The organism is Sphingobium sp. RS1, from assembly GCF_056156825.1.
The window spans coordinates 1,903,056-1,920,866 of the sequence record NZ_JBLZXE010000002.1 but is presented as its reverse complement, the minus strand read 5'-3'; the positions used below and the strand labels follow the sequence as shown (position 1 = coordinate 1,920,866).

Annotated in this window: 14 protein-coding genes; 11 read left to right on the top strand and 3 right to left on the bottom strand. The window is 64.9% G+C overall.

Annotated features, from left to right (window positions below):
• Window positions 1-3: 3 nt before the first annotated feature.
• Window positions 4-2,133, top strand: coding sequence for a flagellar biosynthesis protein FlhA (flhA, locus tag ACNHGR_RS10930; RefSeq protein ID WP_475286028.1), 2,130 nt, complete (start codon window positions 4-6; stop codon window positions 2,131-2,133).
• A 14-nt stretch (window positions 2,134-2,147) separates the two neighbouring features.
• The gene (locus ACNHGR_RS10925; RefSeq protein WP_184267230.1) at window positions 2,148-2,879 is read left to right on the top strand and encodes a FliA/WhiG family RNA polymerase sigma factor; all 732 of its coding nucleotides are present in this window, start codon (window positions 2,148-2,150) and stop codon (window positions 2,877-2,879) included.
• A gap of 259 nt (window positions 2,880-3,138) precedes the next feature.
• On the opposite strand, the gene mdoH is transcribed toward ACNHGR_RS10925, so the two are convergent.
• The 3 genes from mdoH to ACNHGR_RS10910 all read right to left on the bottom strand — a co-directional run bounded on the left by mdoH (window position 3,139) and on the right by ACNHGR_RS10910 (window position 7,598).
• The gene (mdoH, locus tag ACNHGR_RS10920; protein ID WP_475286026.1) at window positions 3,139-5,028 is read right to left on the bottom strand and encodes a glucans biosynthesis glucosyltransferase MdoH; all 1,890 of its coding nucleotides are present in this window, start codon (window positions 5,026-5,028) and stop codon (window positions 3,139-3,141) included.
• A gap of 62 nt (window positions 5,029-5,090) precedes the next feature.
• Window positions 5,091-6,578, bottom strand: a complete 1,488-nt coding sequence (locus ACNHGR_RS10915) for an OpgD/OpgG family glucan biosynthesis protein (RefSeq protein ID WP_184267226.1) — start codon at window positions 6,576-6,578, stop codon at window positions 5,091-5,093.
• Between the two features lie 210 nt (window positions 6,579-6,788).
• Window positions 6,789-7,598: a flagellin N-terminal helical domain-containing protein gene (locus ACNHGR_RS10910; RefSeq protein ID WP_184267224.1), complete on the bottom strand. Its 810-nt coding sequence runs from the start codon at window positions 7,596-7,598 to the stop codon at window positions 6,789-6,791.
• A 345-nt stretch (window positions 7,599-7,943) separates the two neighbouring features.
• On the opposite strand from ACNHGR_RS10910, the gene ACNHGR_RS10905 reads away from it, so the two are divergent.
• From ACNHGR_RS10905 to ACNHGR_RS10865, 9 genes are read left to right on the top strand one after another with little or no spacing between them, the layout of a single operon-like run.
• Window positions 7,944-9,218 carry a sigma 54-interacting transcriptional regulator gene (locus ACNHGR_RS10905; protein WP_184267221.1) on the top strand — a complete coding sequence of 425 codons (1,275 nt, stop codon included), beginning with the start codon at window positions 7,944-7,946 and terminating at the stop codon, window positions 9,216-9,218.
• A gap of 20 nt (window positions 9,219-9,238) precedes the next feature.
• Window positions 9,239-9,595 carry a flagellar hook-basal body complex protein FliE gene (fliE, locus tag ACNHGR_RS10900; protein ID WP_184272009.1) on the top strand — a complete coding sequence of 119 codons (357 nt, stop codon included), beginning with the start codon at window positions 9,239-9,241 and terminating at the stop codon, window positions 9,593-9,595.
• 3 nt (window positions 9,596-9,598) lie between these two features.
• Entirely contained in the window at window positions 9,599-11,371 is a 1,773-nt protein-coding gene (gene fliF, locus ACNHGR_RS10895) for a flagellar basal-body MS-ring/collar protein FliF (RefSeq protein WP_475286023.1), read from the top strand.
• Complete coding sequence (gene fliG / locus ACNHGR_RS10890; RefSeq protein ID WP_184267217.1) at window positions 11,364-12,380, top strand: flagellar motor switch protein FliG; 1,017 nt, start codon at window positions 11,364-11,366, stop codon at window positions 12,378-12,380. Before fliF ends, fliG begins: the two co-directional genes overlap by 8 nt.
• Window positions 12,373-13,065 carry a FliH/SctL family protein gene (locus ACNHGR_RS10885; protein WP_475286021.1) on the top strand — a complete coding sequence of 231 codons (693 nt, stop codon included), beginning with the start codon at window positions 12,373-12,375 and terminating at the stop codon, window positions 13,063-13,065. Before fliG ends, ACNHGR_RS10885 begins: the two co-directional genes overlap by 8 nt.
• 13 nt (window positions 13,066-13,078) lie before the next feature.
• On the top strand, window positions 13,079-14,407 hold the full coding sequence (locus ACNHGR_RS10880; RefSeq protein WP_184267214.1) for a FliI/YscN family ATPase: 1,329 nt from the start codon (window positions 13,079-13,081) through the stop codon (window positions 14,405-14,407).
• A complete protein-coding gene (locus tag ACNHGR_RS10875) occupies window positions 14,404-14,829 on the top strand; it encodes a hypothetical protein (protein ID WP_184267212.1) in 426 nt (141 codons plus the stop codon). Before ACNHGR_RS10880 ends, ACNHGR_RS10875 begins: the two co-directional genes overlap by 4 nt.
• A gap of 2 nt (window positions 14,830-14,831) precedes the next feature.
• Window positions 14,832-17,096, top strand: a complete 2,265-nt coding sequence (locus ACNHGR_RS10870; RefSeq protein WP_475286018.1) for a flagellar hook-length control protein FliK — start codon at window positions 14,832-14,834, stop codon at window positions 17,094-17,096.
• Between the two features lie 28 nt (window positions 17,097-17,124).
• A complete protein-coding gene (locus ACNHGR_RS10865) occupies window positions 17,125-17,796 on the top strand; it encodes a flagellar basal body-associated FliL family protein (protein WP_184267208.1) in 672 nt (223 codons plus the stop codon).
• Window positions 17,797-17,811 lie beyond the last annotated feature (15 nt).

Genomic DNA, 17,811 nt, shown 5'->3' with positions numbered 1-17,811 from the left:
GCAATGTCCCCTGCCCAAGTCAAAGCGAAGATCTGGATGAGCGCCGCCAAGGGGGCCGTGCTCCCCTTTGCGACGCTGATGGTCGTGCTGTTCATGATGGTGCCGGTCCCGGCGGTCATGCTGGACATCGGTTTCATCACCAACATCATGATCTCGCTGGCCGTGCTGATGGTGGCGCTGAACGCCGCCAAGCCGCTCGATTTCTCCAGTTTCCCGACCGTGCTGCTGTTCGCCACGCTGCTGCGCCTTGCGCTCAATGTCGCGTCCACCCGCGTCGTGCTGGTGTCGGGGCATGAAGGGTCGGATGCAGCGGGACAGGTGATCGAGGCGTTCGGCCACTTCCTGATCGGCGGCGACTATGTCGTGGGCATCTTCGTCTTCGCCATCCTGATGATTATCAACCTGGTCGTCATCACCAAGGGCGCGGGCCGCGTGTCCGAAGTGTCGGCGCGTTTCACCCTGGACGCCTTGCCGGGCAAGCAGATGGCGATCGACGCCGACCTCAATGCCGGCCTGATGACGCCCGAAGAAGCCAAGCTCCGCCGCGCCGAAGTCGCGACCGAGGCTGACTTTTACGGCTCGATGGACGGTGCCAGCAAGTTCGTGAAGGGTGACGCGGTCGCCGGCATCCTGATCCTCGTCATCAACATCGTCGGCGGCATCATCCTGGGCGTGGTCAGCCACAAGCTGCCGATCGGCGAAGCGGCGCAGACCTATGTCATCCTCGCCATCGGCGACGCGCTGGTCGCGCAGATCCCGGCGCTGCTGCTCTCCATTGCCGCGGCGTCCATCGTCACCCGCGTCAAGAGCGAGCAGGATCTGTCGGGGCAGGTCGCCAACCAGTTCGGTTCGGGCAAGGCCTGGGTGCCGGTCGCCGCGATCCTGGGTTTCCTTGGCATCCTGCCGGGCATGCCCCACATCATCATCCTGACCGCCGCCGCCATTGCCGGCGGCATCGCCTGGCAGTTGCGCAAGAACAGCCAGAAAAAGGCCGCCGAACCCGCGCCCGTGGCGCCGCCGCCCAATCCTGCCATCATCGAATGGGATGATGTTTCGGACGGCGCGATCCTCGGCCTCGAAATCGGCTATGGCCTCATCAGCCTGGTCGACGAACGCAAGGGCGCGCCGCTCATGGCCCGCATCACTGGCATCCGCCGCCAGCTGTCGAAGGAACTGGGCTTTGTCGTGCCGATGGTCCGCGTGAAGGACAATCTGGCGCTGGAACCGAACCAGTATCGCATCACCATCGCTGGCGTGGTCGTGGGCGAAGACGAAATCTGGCCCGAAGACCTGCTCGCCCTCGACAGCGGCGCGCTGGAAGGCACCGTCACCGGCCGTCCGGCGAAAGACCCGACCTTCGGCCTCGACGCCGTATGGATTCCGCAAGGGCGCCGCAGCGAAGCGGTGGTCGCCGGCTATACCGTGGTCGATCCGCCGACGGTCGTGGCGACGCACCTCAACCAGCTGATCGCGATGAATGCATCCGAAATGTTCGGTCTGGACGAAGCGCGCAAGCTGCTCGACAACCTCAAGGACGCCGCGCCGCAGCTGGTCGACGGTCTGACGCCCGGCACGCTCAGCCTGACGCAGATCAGCGCGCTCTGCCGCGCGCTCCTGTCGGAAGGCATCGCGCTCAAGGATTTCCGCCGCATCTGCGAAGCCATGGTCGATGCCGCCCGCCCCGATATGAGCCACGAACAACTGGTCGAAGCCGTGCGTCAGCGGATCGGCGCGCTCATCATCCAGGGCCTCGTGCCCGTGAAGATGCCGCTGCCGGTCATCACTCTCGACGGCGATCTGGAAGGCTTGCTGGCACAGGCGATGCGCGTTGCCGGCGATGCCAAGCATCCGATCGAACCCGCCCTCGCCAACCGCATCGTCGAAGCGGTGGTCCATGCCGCCCGTCCGCTGATGGGGCAGGCGCGGCCCTTCGCCATCGTCACCTCTCCGGTGGCGCGCCGCGCGCTCTCGCGCCTGTTCAAACCGCATTTGCCGGAGACGCCGGTGCTGTCTTTCCTCGAAATTCCCGACGGCAAGGGCGTCGAAGTGGTGGCCGTGGTCGGCAACGAACGCCCCGCGCCGCGTCACGATCCGTTGCCGCGCCAAGACCAGATGCGCGAACGGGTCGCCTGAAAGGAGGCTGAGCCATGTATATGAACAAGATAACGGCCGGCGCCCATACTTATGGTAAACCCGGCGAAAACAGTCCCGAACGCCTCGCCCGCCAATATATGCCGCTGGTGCGCAAGATCGCCTGGCATGTCCATGGCCGCGTCTCGACCGCGATTGAGGTGGAGGATCTGCTCCAGATCGGCATGGTCGCGCTGGTCGAGGCCGCCAACAGTTTCGAGGATCGCGGGCTTGGCTTCGCCGCTTATGCACAGCTCCGCGTGCGCGGCGCGATGATCGACCATCTGCGGCGGCAGGCAACTTTGTGCCGGTCGGCAATGGCGAAGCGGAAAGAACTTGCCGGGGTCCGCAACCGGCTGGAGCAGAAGCTTGGTCGCCTGCCGACCGAGGCGGAAATGTCCGCCGATATGGGGCTGGAACCTGCCGCCTATCGCGAGATCGCCGACAGCGTGGAAATGGTCCAGCATACCAGCATGGACGAAGTCTATTCCGACCAGTCCATGTGGTTTGCCGATGTGGAGGACCGCGCCGACGACATTATGGAGCGGGAATCGCTGAAGAAGGCGCTGGCCGCCTGTATCGGCGAACTGCCCCAGCGCGAGGCGCTGGTGCTGCAACTCTATTTCGTCGAGGAAATGAATCTGGAGGAGATCGGCCAGACGCTCGACATCGGCGCCGCGCGGGTCTGCCAGATCAAGAAGGCCGCACTCGACAAGCTGCGCGAAAAACTGCGCGACTGGGACGATTGAGGCGCGACGACATCAGATTGCCTTACTCGGTCATTGCTTCGCTACGCGCGCAATGACGATTGCTGTCCTACAGCATGGTCCTGTGCGATAATGCGCGATGCCGGCGCGGTCCCGTCGGCCCCATGTTGGAAAGATAATTTCCGTCCGGTGACATGAAATGTCGAAACCAGCGGAAAATGTGCGAAGTTAACGGCAATCGCCTGCACAAAAGCCCGTTCGGCCTGAGCCTGTCGAAGGCCCTTGCTCCGTTTACGATGCCTTATTCGTCATTCGCCGCGAGCGGTCCCACATCCTTCTTGTCGCCATTGGGCCAGCGGAACCGCAGCGGGCGATAGCTTTGCGTCCGCCACCACGGATCGGCGACCTGAAACAGGCCGCTTTCCTCGGCCCGGCGGCCCAGATCCTTGCGCGCGGTCACCGCCGCCAATATCGGCGCGGCGAACAGGCCCGCCAGCACTGGCGACATCCACGCGACGCTGCCGGCCTTCACCGCCATCGCGGTCAGCGCGACGCCCAGCAGCAAATGCCATTTGAACAGCCAGATCGCACTGGTGATGGCCATGCCGTCGCGGTCGCGGGTCTGTCCGTTCCAACTCGCCTTCTTGCCCATCAATATACCGAACAGGTTGATCGTCTGGGTCAGCATCGCCACCGGCGCCATCAGGATCGACAGCAGGATGTCGGCAATCACGCCGCGCGTCATCCGCGCCGCGCCGCCAAAGCCGATGCGCCGGGCCGGATCGGCCATGGCCCACAATATCGCCAATATCTTCGGCCCGAACAGCAGCACCACCGTCAGTGCCAGCAACCCGCCCGAAGGCAGCACCGCCGTCGGCGGCCACAGCCCGCTGATCGCGCCGCCCAGCACGACCAGCATCAGCAACAGCCATAAAGGCGATGTGCAATAGGCCGACGCGCCGACCAGCAGCTGGAACCGGCTGACCGGATGCAGCCCCTTGATCTTCACCAGCAACGGCACATGCTGGATATTGCCCTGGCACCAGCGCCGGTCGCGGGTGAACAGGTCTGGCATGGACGGCGGGAATTCCTCGAAACTATCGTCGGCCGTGACCATATGCACGTCCCAGCCGCGCCGGCGCAGCAGCGCGGCCTCCAGCATGTCGTGGCTCAATATATGGCCGCCAAAGGGCGCGCGTCCCGGCAGTTCGGGCAGGCCGCAACTCTGCGCAAAGGCGTTGACCCGCACGATCGCATTATGGCCCCAGAACATGCCTTCCGATCCCGCCCACCAGATCATGCCGGCGGCGGAGGTTGGTCCGAACAGGCGGCTGGCAAATTGCTGCCAGCGGGCGAACAGCGTGGCGGCGCCCATCACCGTGGGCACGGTCTGTATGAGGCCGACATGCGGATGCCGCTCCATGTCGGCGGCCAGCCGCGCCATGGTCTGTCCGCTGACCACGCTGTCCGCGTCCAGCACGACCATATAGTCATAGGCTCCGCCGAACCGCTGCACCCATTCGGCGATATTGCCGGGCTTGCGCCCGATATTGAGCGCCCGGCGGCGATAATGGACCGGGCGAGAAAAGGAGGCGCGCATTTCCTGATAGGCGCGCCGTTCCGTCTCGCCGCTTTCGACGTTGGAATCGGACAGGATGAAAAATTCGAACCGTTCGCCGCCCATCACCTGCGCCAGCGATCGCTCCATGATCGACAGCCGGCCCAGCACGCCCAGAAAATCCTCGTTGCACACCGGCAGCAGGATCGCGGTCTTGCCCTTCAGCGGCGTTGCGGCATTGAGCGGTCGGGGGGTGACGCTGCGGCCCTTGCCCACGGTCAGCAACAGAAAACCGATCATCGCGGTGGCAAAGCCGAAGGCGATCCAGGCGAACAGGGGAATGAACAGGGCCAGATAAACGCCCTCCATCAGGTCGATGCCATCCAGGCCGATCGACTGGCGCATCTCATGCCCGGCCATGGCAGCGGGCAACAGCGCCAGCAGCACAACCAGCAAGCGCCGTGCCCATATGTCGATATTGAACGGGCGACGCATGGTCAGGTCCGGCTTCCCGCCGAAATCCTGTTCCGGCATCGCCAGTGGGCTCTCCGCCGGTACTTGTTCAAAGGCGCGTGCCAAAGGCTTGCCCTCCGCATCGCCATGCGGCGCTTGCACGCCCCCGTTCCCCGTCATCTGCAAGCCCTATCGCGATTGACCCAAGTTAGGGGAACCGCTCACCAAGCCGACGGTTCCCTTCACGCGCCGAGCGGATAATGGACATATTCGCTGATGGCACGATCACCGGACCGCAATTGCAGCCGGATATCCGCTGCTTTACCCGCTGGACGCACGACATCAAGCACCGTGCGGAACAGCCCGTCCTGCCCCAGCACCGGATAGCCCGCCTGCTTGGCGATCGTGCCGCCGCTGACATCGACCCAGATGTCGGGCTTGGGATCGGCGGGGACGCCGGCAAAGTCGATCACCAGCTTTTCCGCCCCCTTCTGCTCGCTATGCCCGCGCCAGACATTCTGGACGATGGCCAGCCCGGCCGACGCCGGCGCGCGGGCCGCCGACCAGTCGAGATGATAGCTGGCATCGATCCGCTTGCCCGGCTGCGCCGCGCCATCGGGCGTCCAATAGGCGCAGACATTGTCGGTATATTCGCTGTCGGTGGGAAAGGCGTAGAGCCGTACCTGCCCCTTGCCCCAGGGCGTGTTGGGTGTGGCCCAGAGCGAAGGGCGGCGATCATAGAAGACGCCGTCATCCTGATAATGGCTGAAATCGCGGTCGCGCTGCAACAGGCCGAACCCCTTGGGGCTGACCTCGGTGAAGGCGCTGAAATGCGGGGCGGACGGATTGACGATCGGGCGGACATGGGCGGTTCCGTCGGCACCGGCGATCGACAGCATGTCATTGTCATGCACGGCCGGGCGCCAGTCGGTGCCCTGCGTCCGGTTCGCCTGATTATACCAGAACATGCTGGTCATCGGCATCAGGCCCAATTCCTGAATCGGGCGGCGGGGGAAGAGCGCGGCGGTCACATCCTGCTTCACGCCGTCCGGCCCCAGGCTGCTGACGAAGCGATAGGCGCCGGTGATCGATGCGCCGTCGAGCAGCGCATAGATGGTGACGCTACTATTGCCGGTGCGCTCAAGCCAGAAATGGGTGAAGGCGGGAAATTCCTCCTTGCCCGGCAGGCTGGTGTTGATTGCGATGCCGCGCGCGGACATGCCGAACTGTTTCTGCGGGCTGGGCGCGCGGAAATAGCTGGCGCCCAGGAAGGACAGCCAGTCGCCGTCGCGCTTGGCATTCATGACACGGAAACCGGCAAAGCCGGCATCCGGCCCCAGCTTCGCCACCGCATTGTCGGCTGGCATGTCGAACATGGTCGGATCATAGCGTAGCGGCGTGGCGCGCCCTTTCTCGACGGTCGCGATCTGCACCGGCTGGGTCGAATATTGCGACAGCGGAAAGAAGCGTATGCCGGTGTCGCCGGGCAGGTCGTTCCACAGGGTCCGTTCGTCGCGGAACCGTGCCTCATGCTGCGCGATATAGTCGACCTTCGCCGCGCCGGGATGGCGGGGCACTTCCTTATATGGGGCGCGCGACAGGCGCTGCGCCGACGCGATGAGCTTTTCCCAGGAAAAGGCGGCGCCTTTTGTTTGTGCCAGCAGCGTGTCGGGCAGGAGAAAGGCGGCGGCGGAGGCGGCGATCATCGCGCGCCGGTCGATCTGTGTCATGGCGTTCATCATGGACCGGGAAAACGACCGAGCCAAGATTTGTATCCATGTCGTAATGAAGAAGCCTCCGCCCGGGGGGACGGAGGCTTCTAATTTCTGGCCGTTCGATCGAAGGTGTGATCCCGGCACGGTGGGGACTGTTGATGTGCCGGGACCACCATGGTCGGCTGGCGGTGACCAATACCTCAGCCGACCAATCTGGTGTCGGGTTTAGCCGATCAGCTTCAGCACGCCCTGCTGGCTCTGGTTGGCCTGTGCCAGCATCGCGGTCGAAGCCTGGCTCAGGATCTGCTGCTTGGCGAGAGCGGTCGTTTCGGCCGAGAAGTCGGCGTCTTCGATGCGGCTGCGGGCGTCCGTCAGGTTGGTGATGTTGTTGGTCAGGTTGGCGACCGTCGATTCGAGGCGGTTCTGCACCGCACCGAGGTTGGCGCGGGTCGTCGCCACCGAAGCCAGAGCCGTGTCGAACGTGTCGAGGTCAGCCGTGGTCGCGGTCGTGGCGTCGATCGCCAGAGCGGCGGTCATCGCGGTGGTCACGTCGTCCAGCGTGATGTCGACGGTGTCCGAAGCGTTGGCACCGGCCTGGATCGTCACGGTGCCGGTCGAACCGTCGAACAGCTTGGTGCCGTTGAATTCGGTGTTGGCCAGCGTGTCGGTGATCTGGGTCTGCAGCTGGGTGACTTCCGCCTGGATGTTCGCCTTGGCGTCGGTGTCGTTGGTGCCGTTCAGCGCCTGGACGGTCAGTTCACGCATACGCTGCAGCATGTTGCTGACTTCGGCCAGGCCGCCTTCCGCGGTCTGCGCCAGGCTGATACCGTCGTTGGCGTTGCGGACGCCCTGGGTCATGCCGCGGATCTGGGCGGTCATCGCCGACGAAATGGCGAGGCCGGCGGCGTCGTCCTTCGCGCTGTTGATGCGCTTGCCGGTCGACAGGCGTTCCATTGCGGTGCCCAGAGCCTTGCTAGCCGACGAAGAAGCGTTGGCCGAGCGCAGAGCGGCGGTGTTGGTTGCGATAACAGTCATGGTGTTCCCTTTCCATTCATCAATCAGGTCGCTGCCATCAGTCAGAGCGCTTGCGGCCTCGAAAGGGGATAACGGCGGGGTACAGGAAGCTTTTAGCGCCGATGTCGATTTTTTTCGGAATGGGTGCGAATCGGGTGGCTCGAAAACCCCTTACGCGGGCGCAACGCGCGCGGATTAGACTTAGGTCGAAAAAATTGCCGCTTTTGCCGGAAAAAACCTGCCGGTCTGCGGCAAGCCGCCTTGCCGCGTTAACTATCTGATAACCACAGAACGGGTATTTATTAACCATCGAAGGGGACTGGGGCGTGCGGGGGCACAAACCAGCCAAAAACATGGGGTCTGTTCATGTCTATGCTTGACGTGAGCCGTGGGGTCTGCGCGCTCCTTCCGGGGCTGCAGCACTGGCTTGAAAATGCCTATTACACCGTCCGTATCGTCGACGCCGCCAGCCCCCGTGAACGGGACGATCGGCGCATCCTGCTGGCGACCGAAATCGGTCATGCCACGCATCGCGATATACTCATCAACGTCGTCGATGGCGCACCGTCACTGGTCGCTGCCGCCAACGGCCTGCCGGCCCGCGTCGCGTTCGGCATCGCCGACATGGGCTTTGCCTTTGCCCTGATCGCTGAACTCGTGCGTCCCGCATCGGTTCCGGCGGTCGGCGACAGCGGCAGCGCACGTCTGATGACACTGGCCGGCCGCGTCGCCCGCAGCGACGCCACCGTCCTGATCCAGGGCGACACCGGCACCGGCAAGGAAGGCATGGCGCGCTTTCTCCACGCCCAGTCCGGCCGCACCGCCCATGACTTTATCGCTGTCAACTGCGCTGCGCTGCCTGAAACCATGATGGAAGCGATGCTGTTTGGCCATAAGAAGGGCAGCTTCACCGGCGCGTCCAACGCGTCGGAGGGCCTGTTCCTGGCCGCTGACGGTGGCACGCTGTTCCTTGACGAAATTGCCGAACTGCCGCTGACGCTCCAGTCCAAGCTGCTGCGCGCGTTGCAGGAAGGCGAAGTGTTGCCGGTCGGCGCCACCCATCCGGTGCCGGTCAATGTCCGCATCATCGCCGCCTGCAACCGCAATCTGGTCGACGAAGTCGCCGCCGGTCGCTTCCGCGAGGATCTTTACTGGCGCCTCAATGTCATGCCGCTGGAACTGCGTCCGCTGGCCGAGCGTCCCGGTGACGTCGCCGCGATCGCCGCCGCCATGCTCCTGCGTCAGCAGGACATGGGCAAGGCCGGCTTTGTCTGGCCGACCGCCGAGGCCATGGACAAGCTCAGCGCCCACAACTGGCGCGGCAATGCCCGCGAACTGGGCAATGTGCTCCAGCGCGCGCTGGTCCTGCGCGATGGCGCGATGATCGAGGCGGACGACCTGCACCTGACCGGTGCGCCGCAGCCGCTGCGTGTCGTCGCACCGGCCGCCGCCGCGCCCGTCCTCGCCCCGGCCGAACCAATCCGCCTGCGTGATGTCGCCCATCACAGCAAGCTGGAAGCGATCCGCATCGCCCTGCGCGAAACCGACGGCCACCGCGCCGCCGCCGCCCGCAAGCTGGGTATTTCCGAACGCACGCTCCGCTATCGGCTCGCCGAAATGCGCGAGCTGGCCGCGGCATAAGGGAGGGTTGAACCATGGCGATCAACGGCGTTTCCCCGACTGACAGCGTGATGGCGATCCGCAACGCCATCCTGCAAAAGAATGCGGCCCTGCGCGACGTTGCCTCGACCGGCACGGTCGGCGCGCCCGGCGTCAGCGGTACGCAGGGCACCGCGCCCGGCGGCTTTACCGAAGCGCTCAACAGCGCGCTGCAACAGGTCAACGGCCTCCAGAACCAGGCGGGCGAGGCTGCGGCTTCGTTCGAACGGGGCGAAACCACCGATATCGCCGCCGTCATGCTGGCCAAGCAGCAGGCGTCGGTCAGCTTCGAAGCGACCCTTCAGGTCCGCAACAAACTCCTGTCCGCTTACAAGGACATCATGAGCATGCCGGTATAATCCATGAGCGAGAACGCACTCAGCACCACTGTCGGCGGCGCGGCCCCCGCTCTCCCGGCTTCCTCTGCCTCCTTCTCCGGCGGCAACGGCGCCAAGGGCATGGATGCCCTCAAGGCCCGCTTCACCGGCTTCATCAAGCAGCCCGCCGTGGCGAAGAGCCTGCCGCTGCTCGGCCTGCTCGGCACCGTCGCGGTGGCCGGCGCGGCCTGGCTGGCGCTGCGCGAACCGCCCCAGCGCGACCTGTTCCGCGCCCTGCCCGACAGCGACAAGTCCGCCGTCGCGCAGGTGCTGGACCAGAATGGCATCAAGTATGACTTCGACAATAGCGGCGGCATGACCGTCGGCGAAGGCGACTATTTCAAGGCGAAGATGATGCTCGCCGCCCAGGGCCTGCCCAAGAGCGCGCCCGACGGCAACAGCATGATCGACAGCCTGCCGATGGGCGCCAGCCGCGCCGTCGAAGGCGAAAAGCTGCGCTCGGCCCGCGAAATGGATCTGGCCCGCACGATCGAGGCGATCGACAGCGTCGAAACCGCCAAGGTGCATCTCGCCGTCGAACCGCCCAGCGTCTTCCTGCGCGAACGGTCCAAGCCCTCGGCCTCGGTCATGCTGCGCCTCGCCAACGGCCGCACGCTCACCGACCAGCAGGTCAGCGCTATCGTCCATCTTGTCGCTTCGTCGATCCCGGAACTCAATCCAGACGATATCTCGGTGGTCGACCAGAATGGCCGCCTGCTCAGCGACAATGACAGCAATGCCGCCGACGACCGCCAGCTGGCCGTGCAGGGCAAGATCGAGGATCGCTATCGCCAGTCGGTGATCGCGCTGCTGACCCCGATCCTGGGGCAGGGCAATTTCTCGACCGAGGTTCATGCCGAACTGAACTTTGCCGAGCGTCAGGCAACCCGCGAAACCTATCCGCAGGATGAAGCGCGCCTGCGCACCGAGCAGGGCACCTGGGCCTCCGACCCGCGCGGTCAGGGCACGGGCGAAGCCTCGGGTATCCCCGGCGCGCTCAGCAATCAGGCGCCGGTCAACCCCACCGTCACACAGACCAATCCCAATGGTCAGGCCGTGGCGCAGGGTCAGACGGCGCAGGGCGCACAGGCTGCCCAGCCCGGCACGCCGCCCAACCCGCTGATGAAGACGGAAGAAACCTTCAACCGCAGCTTCGAGCTTGGCCGTGAAGTGTCCGTTACCCGCGACGCCATCGGCACCGTCAAGCGCCTCTCGGTTGCCGTCGCGCTCGACAATGCCCCCGATGGCAAGGCCCGCACGCCGCAGGAAATCGCCGCTTTGGAAGCACTGGTGAAGGGCGCGGTCGGCTTCGACCAGACCCGTGGCGACGTGGTGGCCCTGTCCTCGCGCAGCTTCCTCAAGACCGAAGACGCCGTCGCCCCCTGGTATGAGGCCGACTGGGTTTCGCCGCTGGTGCGCAACGTCTCGGCCCTGCTGGTCGCGCTGCTGGTCATCTTCGGTATCGGCCGCCCGCTGCTCAAGCGCCGCGCCGCGCCGCAGGAAGCGCTGGCCGCCCCGACGCCCGAGCAAGGTCAGCGTATCGGTCGCGAGATTTCGAGCGAAATCACCAAGCAGGCCGCCGTCGTCACTGCCGAAGGTGGGGAGCCCAAGGTCACGCTCGACATGATCTCTTCCACCTACGACTATGCCCAGCGGGCCGACCTGATCCGCAATTTCGTGAAGCAGGACCCTGATCGCGCCGCTCTGGTGGTCCGCGATCTGCTGAAGGACGCCAAGAAGGAAAAGGAAAATGCCTGAGATCGTCCCCGGCCGTCCCGAGGCGCTGAAAGGCAGCGCCGCTGCCGCCGTCCTGCTGATGCTGTTCGATGAAGACGAAGCTGCCCAGATCCTGTCGCGTCTGGAGCCCGACGAAGTGCGTCAGCTTGGTTACGCCATGTATGACGTACAGGATGTCGATCCGGAGGAAGTGAACGAGGCGCTCGACCATTTCGTCACCAAGGCCAAGAAGCGCACCACCATCGGCTATGGCGCGACCCGCCATATCCGCGGCGCGATGACCAAGGCTCTGGGCGAGGAACGGGCGGAAACCATCCTGGCCCGCATCACCCCGCCGACCCGCTCCACCCAGCTGGAAATGCTGAAATGGATGGATGCCAAGGAAATCGGTACCCTGATCGAAGCGGAGCATCCGCAGATCATGGCGATCGTGCTCGCCCATCTGGAGGCGCCGGTGGCTGCCGACGTGCTGCAGCTTCTGCCGGCCGAATATCAGGAAGAGATCGTCTATCGTATCGCCACGCTCGGGCCGGTGTCGAACGAAGCGCTGGAAGATCTGGAGCAATTGCTGCTGCGCGGCCCGGTGAACAAGCAGGGCGCGGCGTCGCAGCGCGGCGGCACGGTCGAAGCGGCTGCGATGATGAACAATGTCCGCAAGGACAATGAGCAGCGCATCATGAAGGCGCTCACCAAGCGCGACAAGATGATCGCCCAGACGATCGAGGAGGAGATGTTCGTCTTCGACAACCTCATCGACATGGACGACAAGAATCTGGGCACGCTGATGCGCACCGTCGACAGTCAGGTGCTGGTCGTGGCGCTCAAGGGCGCGAACGACATGCTCAAGGCGAAGATCTTCAGCTGCATGTCCGCGCGCGCGGCCCAGTCGATCGCGGACGAGATCGAAGAACGCGGCCCCATTCGCCTCGCCGAAGTGATCGATGCGCAGAAACTCATCATCGCCACCGCGCGCCGCATGGCCGACGCCGGCACCATCATGCTGGGTGGCAAGGGGAACGACTTTGTCTGAAGCATTTTCAAGTCGGCATTTTGCCGACGACTCGGAAAATGCGCCCACCGGAAGGGTCTGGGGTGCGCAGGCTGTTCAGGACGCCGCGCCGGTCGCGGTTGCGGGTTTCCGGCCCGCCACCGGCGGCTTCCGCACGCTCTATGCTTCGCCCGAAGCCCCGGTCGCGGCGACGATGCGCAATGGCGTGATCGAACCCGAACCGGAAATCGACCTGCTGGAAGAGGCCCGCATGGAGGCCTTCACCCAGGGGTTCGACGAAGGTTGCCGCGTCACCACCCAGACTTTCGGGGACGAGGCCGATGCTCGCACCCGCCTGACCGAGGCGCTGGAAATGCTGGCGCCCGCGCCCAGCGGCATGCTGTCCACCATGCTCTCCGCCACCGTCGTCCGTCTGGTCGAACAGATTGTCGGCGAGGTCGAGATCGATATCGAACGTCTCGTCCAGCGCTGCGACACCGTCGCCGCCTTTATCGAGGATAATACGGGCAAGAGCGCCCTGCACCTCAACCCCGATGATGTCGCCATGCTGGAGGGCGAGGAGATTGGCGTGAAGCTGGTCGCGGACAAAGGCATGCAGCGCGGTTGCGTCCGTCTCGAAACCGCCGATGGCTGGGTCGAGGATGGCCCGGACGTCCGCCTGTCGCGCCTGCGCGCGCTGATGGACGATATGGAAGGCCGTTCATGAAAGGAATTTGGGCATGATCCGCGCCCAGATCGCTCAGGCCGAAACCCTGTTCGACCATTTGCAGGTCCAGAACCGGGCGCCGCGCCATGTCGGCCGTCTGGTCAGCCATGATGCCGGTATGCTGGAAGTCACCGGCTTTCGCCGTCCGATCGGTTCGGGCGCACGCGTCCTTGCCAGCGACGGATCGGTCTGCCGCGCCGAAGTCGTCGGCTTTCGCGGCGATCGCACCCTGCTGGTGCCGCTCGATGCCGACGCGCCGCTGGAAAATGGCATTCGCGTCGAACCGGACAGTCAGGCGAACATGGTGCAGGTCGGCGATGGCCTGATCGGCCGCGTCATCGACGCCATGGGCCAGCCGCTCGACCGCAAGGGGCCGATCATCGCCGGCGGTGTCTGGCCGCTCAACGGTGTGAAGGGCAATGTGCTCGATCGCGGCCGCGTTACCGAGCCGTTCGACCTGGGCGTACGTGCCGTCAACGCGCTGCTCACTGCCGGGCGTGGTCAGCGCATCGCCATCATCGCCGGCTCGGGCGTCGGTAAATCCGTGCTGATGGGCCAGATGATCGCTGGCGCCGAAGCCGATATCGTCGTTACCGGCCTGATCGGTGAACGCGGCCGCGAAGTCAGCGACTTTCTCGAAACCAAGCTCAAAAATTCGATGCACAAGAGCATCGTCGTCGCCGTGCCGGCCGACCATCCCCCGGTGCTGCGCCTGCGCGCCGCCGCCCGCGCGACCGCCATCGCCGAATATTTCCGCGCCCGTGGCAAGAAGGTGCTGCTGCTGATCGACAGCCTGACCCGCTGCGCCCATGCCCAGCGCGAAATCGGTCTGGCTCTGGGCGAACCGCCCGCGATGAAGGGCTATCCCCCCTCGGCGCTCGCGCTCATCCCCCGTCTGGTCGAACGCGCTGGCGTTGACGCGCGCACCGGCGGCTCGATTACTGCGCTCTACACCGTGCTGGCCGATGGCGACGATACCGACGATCCGATCGTCGACGCCGCCCGCGCGATCGTCGACGGCCACTTTGTCCTGTCGCGTCAGTTGTCGGAACAGGCGATCTTCCCCGCCATCGACATCGGCAAGTCGCTTTCCCGCGTCATGGCCGATGTCGTACCGGACGAACATCGCATGGCGGCCGCCGTCTATCGCCGCCTCTGGGCCGCCTATGAGGAAAATCGCGATCTCATCCTGATGGGTGCCTACCGTCCCGGTAATGATCCGGTGATCGATGAGGCTGTCCGCCGTCGTCAGGAAATTCTCGATTTCATTCGGCAGGACCAGAAAAGCCGCATCGACCTCGATACCAGCGCCAACGCGCTCATCGCCGGGTTCGGCGCATGAAGGGGCTGGTCGGCCGTCGCCAGCGCGTCCTGCGCGTCCGTCATGTCCAGCATGCCATGGCGGTCGCCGAAACCGCCCGCGCCCGCGACGAAGCCAATGCGCTCGCCCATAATATCGAGCGCCTGAACAAGGTGCGCAGCGAATTGTTCGAAACGGAAGGCATGGCCAGCGGCGCCTCCTTCGCCGCGATGCAGGAACTGGCGACCCGCCTCGAACAGGCCGGTCGCCAGCTTGATGGCGCCCTTTATGACGCCCGCCGCAATGTCGAGGCGAAAGAAGGCATGACTCTTGCAGCGAACCGCGAGAAGGAAATCGCCACCCGCCTCAAGGATCGCGCCCGCGCAGACCTGGAGGAGTGGCGCGAGAACAAGCTCGCGGCCTTGCCGCGCTATCGCCGCATGCAGCGGACCGGGGACGTTTGACGATGACCATGTTGACCAGCCTCAAGGCTTTGCTGTTCCCTACGCCGGCACAGACGGGCGTGAAGGGGGATGCTGCGCCGACCGAAGGCAGCGCCGGCTTCGCGCAATTGTTGAACAGCATGGGCACGACGCCTGCCCCCGTAGCCCAGCCGATTACGCCTGCACCCGTCATCGAAAATGGCGTTGATGGAGCAGATAATAATGTTGAATATCAACATGTTGATGAAAATTCCTGGCGTCCCGCTTTCGCCGGAACGTCCTCTCCGACCGTGTCCGCAGACCCTGTATCGGACATCGAAAAACCGCAATCAGCTGTCCAACTCGCTGTCGCACGTCCCGAGTCCGAAGCAAGTCCGGCCGTCGCCATATCCGCCCCGGCATCGACGGACACTGTCATTGCAAAGGATGTTGCCAGGCCGAGCGATCTCGTCCCGGTCAACGACATCGATGGTCCAGCTGACCGCGCTCCCGTTGCTGCTGACGCAAAGGTAGAGGCTGCCATCCCCTGTCCGGAACAGTTAGGAGGGCTAGAACCATTGGAAGGGCCGGAACCGTTGGAAGGGGAGGGGACTGTACCGTCGCCGACCGTCTCCGTGCAGCCCGCCGACGCTCCGGTTGCGCCCGACGCCGCCGAACAGCAATCTGCGCCATCGCCGGTCAAGCTCCATCCTGTTCGCCCGCACGAAGCTGCGCCGCTGGACATCCCCGTCCAGTCGCGGCCAGCCGAGACGTGGGATGCGCCGGAAGCCAAGGAAGCCGCCAGCGATGACGCCAAGCTGGCCGGACAGGACGATAGTCAGGCACCCGTGCAGCCGACCGTCACCGTCATGGCACCGCCCGCGCCGGTCGCGGCGCCCGCAACTGTGCCGACCGAACCGGTCGAGGTCGCTGCCAAGCAGGTGGACGTCGCCACCCCGTCCGCTGTATCGCGCCCGGCCGTTGCCCCGACCGTCAAGGCGCAGCCTGCATCCGACACCCCGGTCGATGGCGTCAATGTCGCGGCTCGTTCTACGCCGAATACACCCGCATCACCGACGCCTGCCGCATCACCGACGCCTGCCACATCGACGCGATCGTCGGTCGCGTCAGGCGATGCAACATCGTCGCTTGCCGAGGCTGCGCCGCTTCCCCTTGATACAAAAGCGCCGGAGGCGAGCGCCATGCCGCCGCCATCGGTCAAGCCGGTTCCGATACCCGTGGCGCAACCGTCCACGGGCGAACCTGCACCTGATGCCACGCGCCTGACTGCGCAGGCCTCCATGGCGGCTCCCATGCCGGCTGCGAGTCCTGCTTCCGCCTCAGCCCCGGTCCCGGTGGCCGCTGTGACACCCTCTGTCGCGGTCGCTGCCGCGCCAATGGCGGAGACTGCCACAACCGCCGCGGGTGCGACCGTCGCACCCGATGCACCGGAGTCAGCGGAAGCGCCGGACCAGGCTCCTGACCTTGCACAAGCCGCTATGCCGGCCGCACTTGCCAAGCCGCGCGCGGAAGCCGTGTCGCTGCTGCAGCTGGTCCGCGACCATATGAGCCTGCGCGCGCCGCGCCGGACCGAAGCTGCGGCGCCTGTCAGCGATGCTACTCCCGATGCCGCGCCCGTGAACCTGCCCACGGACGTGACCGACAGCGCCACGCCGCTTGCGCCGCTGGTTCAGCCAGCCGCGCAAGCGCTTGCTGTCGCCGCACCCGCCATGCCGACGGTCGACCTGTCCGCCAGCCTTGGCGCGCAGGTGGTAGACATGGGCGTGTCGGGCCAATGGATCGACGGGCTGGCGCGCGACATCGTCGGGCTTTCGGCCAATGGCGCGCAGGGTCGATTCCAGATCAATGCGACCGAACTCGGCCCCATTCAGGTCGATATCCGTCAGGGCGACGATGGCGCCGCCATCAGCTTGACTGTGGCGACCGAAGCGGCCGAACAGGCATTGCGGCAGGACAGCGACCGGCTGAAGCTGGATGCTGGCCTGTCCGCCGTGCGCATCAGCGATGTGAAGATCGAACGGGCGCCCCAGCCTGCCGATGTCGCACGCAGCGACAGCGCGAGCGGCCAGAGCACAGCGCAACATCAGTCCGGTGGCAGCAGCCAGAATCCGGGTCAGGCGGCAGGTCAGAATATGGGCCAGTCGTCGGCCCAGTCGCATATGCAGGGCCGTGGCCAGCAACGCGAAAATATCGCCTTTGGGCATAAAGCGGGGAATGACGGAGCCGTTCTTAACCATATGGACGCCGGCGACACCGCAGGCGGGGCTGCGCGGGCGCGTTATGCGTGACCGGCTCTAATCCCAGGGGACAGATCAGATGAGCGACGAACCAAAGGCCAAGAAGAAAAAAGGCGGGGGCATGAAAATGATCCTGCTGCTGGTCGTGGGCGTCGTCGTGGGTGGTGCCGGCGCAGCGGGCGGCCTTTATGCTGCAGGCTTCTTCAGTCCCAAGGCCGAAGGGCCGAAGGAAGATCCCAACAAGCCCGTCCTGGTCTTGGCCGGTGAAGATGCGCAGGCCGTCGCGACTGCCCATGGCTGGGCCGGCGAGGGCGGTGGCGGCGGTGGTGAAGGCGGCGGCCATGAGGGCGGCGGTGGCGAAAGCCATGCCGTCTCCACCGGTCACGCGCCCGGCAAGGGCATCGACCTGCCATCCCCGGCTAATCCGGCGGCCTATCAGGCCACCTATTTCCAGCTTCAGGCGCCCTTCACGTCCAACATGTCGGATACGGATGCCTTCGCCCAGATCACCGTCGCCGTATCGACCTATTATGACTATCGCGTCATCGCCGCGATCAAGCAGCATGAAATGCCGATCCGCAGTTCCGTGCTGATGATGCTGGCCGAACAGCCGCAGGAAGTGCTCGACACGCCCAAGGGCAAGCAGATGCTCCAGGGCAAGATCAAGGGCATTATCAACGACATATTGAAGCAGAAGACGGGCTATGGCGGTGTCGACAACGTCTATTTCACCAATTTCGTGATTCAGTAGAAATCTGTTCCGGCA

What these genes read in the sequence shown, in the direction of transcription:
- flhA (WP_475286028.1), top strand. Translation starts at nt 4, where the DNA reads ATGTCCCCTGCCCAAGTCAAAGCGAAGATCTGGATGAGCGCCGCCAAG.
- ACNHGR_RS10925 (WP_184267230.1), top strand. Translation starts at nt 2,148, where the DNA reads ATGTATATGAACAAGATAACGGCCGGCGCCCATACTTATGGTAAACCC.
- mdoH (WP_475286026.1), bottom strand. Translation starts at nt 5,028, where the DNA reads ATGACGGGGAACGGGGGCGTGCAAGCGCCGCATGGCGATGCGGAGGGC.
- ACNHGR_RS10915 (WP_184267226.1), bottom strand. Translation starts at nt 6,578, where the DNA reads ATGACACAGATCGACCGGCGCGCGATGATCGCCGCCTCCGCCGCCGCC.
- ACNHGR_RS10910 (WP_184267224.1), bottom strand. Translation starts at nt 7,598, where the DNA reads ATGACTGTTATCGCAACCAACACCGCCGCTCTGCGCTCGGCCAACGCT.
- ACNHGR_RS10905 (WP_184267221.1), top strand. Translation starts at nt 7,944, where the DNA reads ATGTCTATGCTTGACGTGAGCCGTGGGGTCTGCGCGCTCCTTCCGGGG.
- fliF (WP_475286023.1), top strand. Translation starts at nt 9,599, where the DNA reads ATGAGCGAGAACGCACTCAGCACCACTGTCGGCGGCGCGGCCCCCGCT.
- fliG (WP_184267217.1), top strand. Translation starts at nt 11,364, where the DNA reads ATGCCTGAGATCGTCCCCGGCCGTCCCGAGGCGCTGAAAGGCAGCGCC.
- ACNHGR_RS10880 (WP_184267214.1), top strand. Translation starts at nt 13,079, where the DNA reads ATGATCCGCGCCCAGATCGCTCAGGCCGAAACCCTGTTCGACCATTTG.
- ACNHGR_RS10875 (WP_184267212.1), top strand. Translation starts at nt 14,404, where the DNA reads ATGAAGGGGCTGGTCGGCCGTCGCCAGCGCGTCCTGCGCGTCCGTCAT.
- ACNHGR_RS10870 (WP_475286018.1), top strand. Translation starts at nt 14,832, where the DNA reads ATGACCATGTTGACCAGCCTCAAGGCTTTGCTGTTCCCTACGCCGGCA.
- ACNHGR_RS10865 (WP_184267208.1), top strand. Translation starts at nt 17,125, where the DNA reads ATGAGCGACGAACCAAAGGCCAAGAAGAAAAAAGGCGGGGGCATGAAA.